General features: G+C 54.5%; 11 protein-coding genes. 2 read left to right on the forward strand and 9 right to left on the reverse strand.

Annotated elements, in window-relative coordinates; all coding sequences use genetic code 11:
* Nucleotides 1-119 precede the first annotated feature (119 nt).
* Nucleotides 120-539 (reverse strand): acyltransferase family protein, encoded by a 420-nt coding sequence (locus ABQJ48_RS37030; protein ID WP_367842825.1) that lies wholly within the window; start codon nucleotides 537-539, stop codon nucleotides 120-122.
* A gap of 337 nt (nucleotides 540-876) precedes the next feature.
* Here ABQJ48_RS37030 and ABQJ48_RS37035 point away from each other — a divergent pair, with 337 nt between their 5' ends.
* Nucleotides 877-1,056 carry a hypothetical protein gene (locus ABQJ48_RS37035; RefSeq protein WP_367842826.1) on the forward strand — a complete coding sequence of 60 codons (180 nt, stop codon included), beginning with the start codon at nucleotides 877-879 and terminating at the stop codon, nucleotides 1,054-1,056.
* Nucleotides 1,057-1,633: 577 nt separating this feature from the next.
* Here the strand turns inward: ABQJ48_RS37035 and ABQJ48_RS37040 are convergent.
* The 8 genes from ABQJ48_RS37040 to ABQJ48_RS37075 form a co-directional block, all read right to left on the reverse strand.
* Nucleotides 1,634-2,203 (reverse strand): DUF5384 family protein, encoded by a 570-nt coding sequence (locus ABQJ48_RS37040; protein WP_367842827.1) that lies wholly within the window; start codon nucleotides 2,201-2,203, stop codon nucleotides 1,634-1,636.
* A 5-nt stretch (nucleotides 2,204-2,208) separates the two neighbouring features.
* The gene (locus ABQJ48_RS37045) at nucleotides 2,209-2,820 is read right to left on the reverse strand and encodes a hypothetical protein (protein WP_367842828.1); all 612 of its coding nucleotides are present in this window, start codon (nucleotides 2,818-2,820) and stop codon (nucleotides 2,209-2,211) included.
* A 158-nt stretch (nucleotides 2,821-2,978) separates the two neighbouring features.
* Nucleotides 2,979-3,353: a MarR family transcriptional regulator gene (locus tag ABQJ48_RS37050; RefSeq protein ID WP_367842829.1), complete on the reverse strand. Its 375-nt coding sequence runs from the start codon at nucleotides 3,351-3,353 to the stop codon at nucleotides 2,979-2,981.
* Nucleotides 3,354-3,456: 103 nt separating this feature from the next.
* Complete coding sequence (locus ABQJ48_RS37055; protein ID WP_367842830.1) at nucleotides 3,457-3,849, reverse strand: hypothetical protein; 393 nt, start codon at nucleotides 3,847-3,849, stop codon at nucleotides 3,457-3,459.
* 136 nt (nucleotides 3,850-3,985) lie between these two features.
* The gene (locus ABQJ48_RS37060) at nucleotides 3,986-4,381 is read right to left on the reverse strand and encodes a hypothetical protein (RefSeq protein WP_367842831.1); all 396 of its coding nucleotides are present in this window, start codon (nucleotides 4,379-4,381) and stop codon (nucleotides 3,986-3,988) included.
* Between the two features lie 85 nt (nucleotides 4,382-4,466).
* The gene (locus ABQJ48_RS37065) at nucleotides 4,467-5,879 is read right to left on the reverse strand and encodes an FG-GAP repeat domain-containing protein (RefSeq protein ID WP_367842832.1); all 1,413 of its coding nucleotides are present in this window, start codon (nucleotides 5,877-5,879) and stop codon (nucleotides 4,467-4,469) included.
* Nucleotides 5,880-5,983: 104 nt separating this feature from the next.
* A complete protein-coding gene (locus ABQJ48_RS37070; protein WP_367842833.1) occupies nucleotides 5,984-6,532 on the reverse strand; it encodes a hypothetical protein in 549 nt (182 codons plus the stop codon).
* A gap of 326 nt (nucleotides 6,533-6,858) precedes the next feature.
* On the reverse strand, nucleotides 6,859-7,263 hold the full coding sequence (locus ABQJ48_RS37075; RefSeq protein WP_367842834.1) for a hypothetical protein: 405 nt from the start codon (nucleotides 7,261-7,263) through the stop codon (nucleotides 6,859-6,861).
* Nucleotides 7,264-7,980: 717 nt separating this feature from the next.
* Here ABQJ48_RS37075 and ABQJ48_RS37080 point away from each other — a divergent pair.
* Nucleotides 7,981-8,441 (forward strand): IS110 family RNA-guided transposase (locus ABQJ48_RS37080; protein ID WP_367842835.1); only part of this gene is annotated, 461 nt, incomplete at its 3' end.

The following is an 8,441-nucleotide window of genomic DNA, read 5'->3' on the forward strand; positions in this document are numbered from 1 at the left end:
ACGCGCAAAGGCAAAAAACTCAGGTCATCTTCTGTCATGGATTGCGTCCGCAAAGTTGGGTTGCGGACGCAATCGTGAGCCTTCTCAATAATGGACGCTAGGTGTGCGAAATCGCGCGCTTACGGTGGACGCCCCATCGCCTCAAAATAGGAGGTCTTGTGCCAAACCAGCTCCCAGTTCGTCGCATAAAAGAGGGAAGCTGTGGCATCGCCACGCAGTTGAGGAAGCGCATCAGCGGCACCGAGCGCCGCTACAAGCACAACTGCTGCAACCATGAGGTACGACGCCGGAAGCAGCCGCTTTGCTCGACGCCAGTAAAACTGAAATAACGCGCTGTGAATTCCGGCCTGGTTTTCCTTGATTAACAGGCTTGTGATGATGAATCCGGAAATCACAAAGAAAAGATCGACCCCAAGGTATCCACCTTGCGCCCACGTAACGTCGGCATGAAATATGACGACTGCAATCAGCGCAATGGCACGAAGGCCATCGAGTCCTGGTAGCCTTAAGTTAGCGTCTTTTGCCGGAAATGACGACATGTTTCCCTCAAATGCCTGGGGCTTTGGTTTTGAATACGGTTTTTTGACAGGATGCGTCACGATGTGCGTTGGCAGACACCGTTGACTTGTCGGTTACTGAAAACCTAGCGAAATTTTTGCAGACTTTTTTGGGAGCTGGTTAAGGCGACGACATCTCCCGCAGTTGGTGATTTAAGGCACCTTGATCAGCTCCGCCACGTCTCTTCTCGTTAGTGATCGCTTATTTCTCGAAGGTCCAACACGACTTTGAATAACGCGACAGGACCAAAACCATTACTTCCGTGTGTGCGAACAGTGCTTTCAGCTACCTCACCGTTGAAGTCACAAGCCGTGCACCGTGGAAAGACATGCAGTCGCTTTGCAAACCTTTGCCGTCTTTTTTTTGTTTTTTTCAAAGCTCACCGCGACCACTGAAAGCGGTACTGCTTCTTTCAAAGGGGACAAGCCGCAAAACGTCGCCTGTCGACTGATCGATGCCTACAACTCGCCAAGACAACCTGTGCGCGAGGGCTGCTAAAGGCACCGGGCAGACTGGGGCTAAAGATGCGCTTCATACGATTTTCTCGTGAATCGACATTGTGGAAATTTAGAACCGCGAAGTGCAATCCCACTGCGATGACATCAGTTCGCGGTCCCCCGAAGTATTGTTTTCAGGTCAGCTTCTCGGCTGTGGATAGTCTCGTTTCAACTGTCACTTGCAGCGCGATAGCGGTGCGGAACTGTCGACGCGCAGCTTGTTGTTTACAAGTCTGAGTTGGATGCGAGAAACCGACACGTTGCCTTCTACGTTGCACCTGAACGTCCCCGTGTATTCGGAAGATCCCAGTGATCTCCCGGAAACGAGGTCACATCCGCTCTCAATTTGATTGAGTGCGGCAGAGTTAATCTCCGTGATACCGTCCGATTCACCACCCGCGGAGACTGTTTTGCAGTCGGCTACGCTGCCCCATGTCCCCTGAAACTGGCGGGGAATCACGGGTACTGTCGCAGACGCTGCGGTCGCGACGACTAGTAACGCTATCGAAGCAAAGAAAATTTTCATTGATTGATTCAGGTAAGACAGGTCATTTTTTTAAAGGCATATCAAGTTGATCCTATTTGAACCAGCGAGACGCCTCTTTCACTTTCGCCGTCCCAGTGTCTTGCATCAGGGACTTGACACCCTCCGAAACGTTGCGGTTGGAATCGGCCTTCGACTGGATCACGTCCGTCTGCGCCTTGTCGCGCGCCAATTCGGCGTTGATGACATCGTTCTCGCGGTTCACGCGCGCTTGCTGGGCTTGCACCTGGAGCCTGCGCTGCTGCAATTCCATGTCGCGCATCTGGTCCGCGTACGCATCGCCTTTCGACTGGCGTGCGGCTCGTGCGGCTGCGGCTGCATTCAGACGCGCCTGCGCAGCTGCATGGTCGGCTGCCGCGATTGCGTCACGGCGGCGCTGTTCGGCTGCTGCCGCACGCTCCTCGCGGTCACGCTCGCGCGCTTGCACCTCTTGCTCGCGTTGCAGTTCTGCTTGTGCGGCAGCTTGCTGCGCGGCCTCGCGGGCATTCTGTTCGCTGACCGCCGCGTTCACGGCGCCTAGCTGCGAGGCCAAGGTCGTTTGAGACCGAGCGGGCAATACATGCGCGAAGGCGACGCTTCCCGCGAGAACCGTCAATGCCGTCATTCCTCTCATTTCGCCGCCGTCGTGGTTGGGCATGCCGCGTTAGGCTGGACGCGCGTTTCGTTGGGGCCAGTGGAGACCACTTCGGCAATGCCCTGCGTGAATTCGCAGGCTTTTCCGACCTGCGTCGAGCTGAAGACCTTTCCCGCATCCTTATATGTCAGCTGCACTCCATCCACGAGAATCTTGTCCGAAACAAGGGAGCCTGCGGCGGCGCCCGCTGCCGCGCCTCCGGCCACACCGAGTACCGCGTTTTGCTGCTTGACTGCATGGCCGCCATGGGTGGCGGCGGTGGCTGCGGCACCACCGGCAATGGCACCCAGCAGACCGCCGACGATTTGCGCTGCCTGCTTGCCTTGCGCGTTATCGACCTGAACCTTCGCAGGCAGAATCGCGATGATCTCGACCGTCTTGACCTCTTGACGGGAGTTCAATTGCGCTGTCGTATAGGTGCTCGCGGAATATTGTTCTCCAGTCGCTTGGCAACCGGCGAGCAGTGCAAATGTCGCAGCGCATGCAAGCGCAAAAGTGGACGACTTCAAAGTTGCGTTCATAGTGTTCTCACCTTGTTCGATATGTTTGGGGGCAGTCCTAACGTTGCATATCGATATAAAAAACATATCAATATGGACGAGCGGCCCCTATTGGGTGTTATCGGCTAACCGCTGCTCTACTTTAGTGCCAGCGACAGAAAATTTTTGGCGGTCTGTGCTGGTGGCTAAGTGCTCGTGGAAGGCCGTCGACCGCGCCGAGTCCGATAATCGGACTTGCGGCAGCCCTATGAATTGTCAGTTAAGCCGGCAGTTGAGCAATGGTCGGGCTCCCTTATAGCTCTGGCGAAAGCCTCGCCAAGCTTGTCGAAGTGGTGCAGCGCAGCTGGCGTAAGCTCGATCTGTTTGCGGCGTGCGTCCTCCGTCACGCTGAGCATAAGGAATCCCTTTTTCCGCATAGAAGATATACGGGCATGAACGGTAGCTGGTGAACCAAACTCGGATTGCGATATCAAGTCACGAACTGATAGTCTCTCTTCGACGAGGCTAGCACGTGCGACGAATTCCAGTATGCGCGTTTCGAGTGGGTCAAGCGCGGGCAATCCGAGCGATGCTTCGCTCAACTCCAGAAATCGGAGATAGGTATTGGTAGGGCGTTTCATCGCTTACATGTTCAGAAGAGGCGGTCTGACGCGCACAAGGGGGGCGAACGCTGGCCTTGACCGTAGCGACTAAGAATCAAGGCCAGCATTTTCTGGTGTGCGATCAGCGCTTCTTGGTTACCTGACCGTCGAAGTCGCAAGCTGCACCGTGGAAAGACATGCAGCCGTCTTCTGAAACTTTTGCCTTCTTTCCTGTTTTGTCAAAACTCACTGTGACAACGCAGGAAGCAGTGTCGGAGTCCTTCACAAATGGACTGAGTCGCAGGCTGTTGCCTTTCAACTGTCCAATGCCCACGAAATCGCCTGCGCAACCTTGTGCGCCTACTTCTGCATGAGCGACGACGAGTCCTTTGTCACTATCAGCGGTGATGGTCCGCAAAGACATGTCGCCACCATCGCCTCTCCCTGTAAAGTCGCCCTCGACAGCATAAGGTGTTACTTGCGCGTACGCTGCCAGAGGCATTGCGAAGGCGAGTGCCAAAAATACTTTCTTCATGGTAATTGTCCTGGTCATCTAATACTATTGATTACGGTGCAATCTTCTAGGTCGCCGCCGGTTAGATAAACATCTCTTCCAGAGAATATAATTTTTATTCGTTTTGCGTTTTTCTTACTTGCTTTGAATGGAAGGCTTATTGAAGCAGGCCGCAACTGCCTCTAATGGAAACCCGACCGCCGTTGCTCAACGCAAGTGCACCGGACCTTGTGTCGAATGTTGCTATTAGGCCGTTAGCGTTCTCCGCATGGATGACGCCGTTGGCAGTTCTCTCGATGATGTAGCGCTCAGCCTTCTCGTCAGGTGCGGCATTTTGCACGAGCGAAATTTTCATCCACGGAACGGCGGGCGCGAATGCGAGGTACCAGAGCTGCTTGAGGCGGGGCGAGTCCGGATGTCGATCAGCATTGAACATCTCGGTCACGCATTGAAAGGCGTTGCCGTGCGGTGTGCCTTGAGCTAATGCATCGTAAATTGTTCCATAAGAGAGCGAAGCAACGAGCAGGAACGGGATAACGAAGCGTTTCATCATATGGTCGCCATAAAATTGAGCTTAGCGGGGAAATCAAGCGAAGAGTGACTGCGCAAATCACTCTTCATTCAGTGCATAAAACTACTTATTCAGCGACGGAAATATCGTAGTCCGAATCCAGGCTGTCGATCTTGCCCTGATATGGGATGATCCAGTTGTTCCACGTCTGGCTGTTTGAAAGGTTCGAGTTTCCAACCCAGATCGGCGATGAATTTGAGCCAACGATTTTTTGAATTTCGCTGTGACCATATACGGCCGCAGTGTTGACGTCGAAAACACTGTTGAGATAAATCGTACCGTCAACGCTGAGAATATCGAGAGACGTCGTCTGGTTGGCGGGGTCGTAGGGCAACAGGGTTTCATTCGACTGATTGTACGTGTTATCGCCGTTATTCTTCAAAATTGTAGGAACCCAATTACCATTCATAGTTGCATTGGGCGTATTCCCACCAAGGAACAGGTCGAGCTTTCCCGTATTATTGAAGTCGATCAGCTCGGCTGTGTAGATTTCGCCAAAGCAAGCAGAGCCGCAGCTAGTATTCAATGCGCCTGTGTTAGGGGCATACGTTTTGAGTGTCGGAATGCGTGTGAAATCTTGGTGAAACGTGCCGTCACCATCGTTCACGAGAAAGTACGGATTCTTGTTTTCGCTCGTGTCAGTAACGACTATGTCTGCGAGGCCATTTCCGTTAAAGTCGGCAGCCGACGCGCCATGGAAGTACCCGGTGAACGGAAGCTTTGTGTTCATGTACTGGCCATTCCCTTGCGGCAGCAAAAGGACCGGTTGCTCGCCTGGGTATGGAGGTGCATCGTAGCCGTGACAGGCGAAGAACACGCCGGGCTTCCCGCTGCCGTTGAAGTCCGCGACGATCGCCTTTCGCGGGTGAAGACAACCGACGTTGTTCGAAAGGATGTCGGATGTATGATCGACCCACCGCCCGTTGATCATCTTATAGAAGTGGATCGTTCCGTTGCTGCCATTCGCGCCGCAATTCGTGTCGCCGCACGTATGGGTGACCATCGAATAGGTGCCGTCCTGGAAGAAATCGCCGAACGCAACGGCGTTACCTGCGGCGACTTCGGCGGGAAGAGGTTGCGGGCCAATTGCGCTGGCGGCGGCGATCTTGTTCAGATACGAAGAAGCTTGAGCCGGAATTGGGACGGCCAGCGTCGCGGACAGGGAAGTTTGTCCACCGGAGCCCGAGCAAGTCAGCGTGAATGTTTCGGCGCCGCCAAAAGTCGGTGTTTCGACTGCAGAACCCGATGTGGCCTGTGCGCCTGACCATGCACCAGATGCCGTGCAAGACGTTGCGTTCGTAGAGGACCACGTGAGCGTCGAGCTTTTACCAACGGTGATCTTGGGTTGATTGAACGACATTGTGACCGTGGGCGCAGGGGTTGAACTGCCACCACCACCTCCTCCTCCACAAGCAGCAAGTGCCATTACTACGGATGCATAGGTTGCTGCCTGAAGGAGGCGTTTGCTTGTTGAATTCATTGTTCGTCGTTCTCTTGTTGCTGGTCAGTCTCGAGCTTGCGTCGAGATCGGTGCTACATTGCTTTAAAAAACATAACGTTATGGGCGTGAGGAAACCCGGCCCGTCACTTGGATAGGCGTTCATACAAAGTGGGCCAATCGACTGCGAGCAGCGGTATCGTCTTGTCGTTGCGTGACCAAAACGCGAAGAAGCGCATCCAGCCTTCAAGGAAGATGCCTTTGCCAGGGCTAAGCAAGCAAGGTTGCCGTGCGACCAAGGGGACGCACATTGGCGGAAATTGCGCGGCGAGAACTTCAAGTACTGCCGAATTAACGTCCTCTAAGTTTTCGCTGTTTGTGCCGGCTGACAGGTAGCCTTCTATTGCCTCCACCACACGAGTCGTAGCGAGTTCGACGTAAGCGACACGAACCTCGTTAAGAATAGCCGCTGTATCGGTTGGTGAGCCCGCTCCAGTGGCTATGCGCTTCAGTACCGAAAGCTTCGCACAATGAGGCAGCGCTCGAAAGTTGGTCTCCCCGCCTTGCAGCCCGTCTTGGAACGTCGGATAGCACGCCAGCCACGAGGGGGAAACGCAACCGACCGGTCGAAAGTCTTCGAATAGTCCATCGACCGTGAAGGTGCGTTTCTGTTGTTGCAGTTCTCTCAGGTTCATTGTTATAAAAATTATAACGATAAGGCTGCGGGTTTGCGAGTGCTGCTGCGCGAGCTGACGCCTACAGATAGGTTAGCGGTCACGTCAGGGCAAACTTTAGGGGGCCGGGTAAGTTTTTTTCTGGGCCGCTTGGCCGCGCGGCCGTCGGTGCAAACGCGGCGCGTGCTACGTCAAACTCCATCGACAAAAAGCGGAGCGTCTCGGAATCGGTTACATTCCTCTGAGCACTGGCGCGCCTGCGTCGTAGCGAGAATTCTGGTCGCAGACAACTTCCGTAGCGGTCGAGTCGCGCGGAGCCCATTGCACGCCAAAGCGGACGGCGTACTTCAACGCTTGATCTGCCTGGCTTCCATTGCAGACAGCGCTTCCATGAAAATCGCCTGCAATGATGGCAGCGTTCGTTCCAAGACATCGTACAAACCCAGGTCTCGGCTGAGTTGTTCCAGCTTCGCGCGATACAGGCGGGCTGCTTCGCATCGCTTGTCGATGGGAACGAGAAAGTACTCGCCGTTGTGCCTTTTCGTCGATTCAATATCCTCGGCAAGGCCGTGTTCCTGCAAGTCGAACGCTGCGCCGATTGCCTGGCCGCGACTGCAACCGAGCAGCAGATGCAGTTTGTCGAGCGAGACTTCTCCGGTTGACAGCCCGATGTCGAGCGCCTTCGCTGCGAACACCGATGTATTAAGCGTTTTCGCGAGGGCAGTTGCGTACCGGCCTTGATATAGGGACATGAAATTGTGAAAGCGTGTAATCGCGAACATATGATCCAAGCTACAAGACTTCGTATCGGAGCAGCATCATGTGATACCGGGGTACAAGGAGGGTAGCGAGGGGTTGCTGGATCATCAAGAAAAGACTGACGTTGACGGTGCGCCAGTCCGTGGGACGCATTGCGTCGATCTGTTCCGGTCGCAGGGAGGGTTGTTGGTTTCCGTGCTTGCCCTTGGTCGTTTTCCGGTGGTGCGACAATGCGTTGAGGGCTGCGACGAGTAACAAAAAATACCATAGACGAAGGCATTTTCGTTACTCGCGAGGCCTCATCAAGCAGATCGTTGGCTTTCGCATTACGCGTCGAGGCGCGCTGCTGCTGAAGGTGGGGCCGCTACTGCTGCAACTGCGGGTACTGCTGCCGCAGTTGGTGCAAGCGCTGCCGAAGTAGATACTGCTGCGGGTCATGGTTCTGGTCAGCTTACATGCTGGGTTGTGGGGGCATGATGAACCCGGCAGCGTCATCTCAGGTATGCACTGATCTGGATTTAATTGAGTTGCTTGCCGTTAACAAGAAAGCCGCGATCATGCGGCACTGATTCCGACTGCGCATGAAAGACGACTACGAATTGAGCTTTGATGATGTTTACAAACGGCGAGCCTGTCAGAATTAATGAGATGGTCACTCCCACCCTACATGCGAGTTACGCTGTAGGGTGCTTTGTTTCTGGAGACCCATCATGCAGAGTGTGACGTTGGTTGGAATCGATCTGGGCAAACACTCGTTTCACCTCCACGGTCAGGATCAGTTCGGTCGAGCGGTGTTTCGCAAGAAGGTAAGCCGCAAGCAGCTCGTCGAGTTTTTTGCCACCTTTCATGCGTGCACCGTCGTCATGGAAGCCTGTGCTGGTGCGCATTACCTTGCGCGCAAACTGACCAGTTTCGGGCACCAGGTCAAACTCGTCTCTCCGCAATTCGTGCGGCCGTTCGTCAAGAGCAACAAGAACGACTTCGTGGACGCCGAGGCGATCTGCGAGGCGGCATCGCGCCCGTCCATGCGGTTCGTTACCCCAAAGATCGAATCACAGCAAACGCTAGCGGCATTACATCGGGTGCGCGAATCACTGATCCGCGACCGCACGAAGACGACCAACCAGATGCACGGGTTCCTACTTGAATTCGGCATCAGCCTACCGGTTGG

Origin of the sequence: Paraburkholderia suaedae (genome assembly GCF_040812055.1) — a bacterium.
Taxonomy (GTDB): Bacteria; Pseudomonadota; Gammaproteobacteria; order Burkholderiales; family Burkholderiaceae; genus Paraburkholderia.

Bases quoted from the DNA above. Each gene is read 5' to 3' on its own strand.
- ABQJ48_RS37030 (WP_367842825.1), bottom strand. From the start codon at position 539: ATGTCGTCATTTCCGGCAAAAGACGCTAACTTAAGGCTACCAGGACTC.
- ABQJ48_RS37040 (WP_367842827.1), bottom strand. From the start codon at position 2,203: ATGACGGCATTGACGGTTCTCGCGGGAAGCGTCGCCTTCGCGCATGTA.
- ABQJ48_RS37045 (WP_367842828.1), bottom strand. From the start codon at position 2,820: ATGTTTTTTATATCGATATGCAACGTTAGGACTGCCCCCAAACATATC.
- ABQJ48_RS37050 (WP_367842829.1), bottom strand. From the start codon at position 3,353: ATGAAACGCCCTACCAATACCTATCTCCGATTTCTGGAGTTGAGCGAA.
- ABQJ48_RS37055 (WP_367842830.1), bottom strand. From the start codon at position 3,849: ATGAAGAAAGTATTTTTGGCACTCGCCTTCGCAATGCCTCTGGCAGCG.
- ABQJ48_RS37060 (WP_367842831.1), bottom strand. From the start codon at position 4,381: ATGATGAAACGCTTCGTTATCCCGTTCCTGCTCGTTGCTTCGCTCTCT.
- ABQJ48_RS37065 (WP_367842832.1), bottom strand. From the start codon at position 5,879: ATGAATTCAACAAGCAAACGCCTCCTTCAGGCAGCAACCTATGCATCC.
- ABQJ48_RS37070 (WP_367842833.1), bottom strand. From the start codon at position 6,532: ATGAACCTGAGAGAACTGCAACAACAGAAACGCACCTTCACGGTCGAT.
- ABQJ48_RS37075 (WP_367842834.1), bottom strand. From the start codon at position 7,263: ATGTCCCTATATCAAGGCCGGTACGCAACTGCCCTCGCGAAAACGCTT.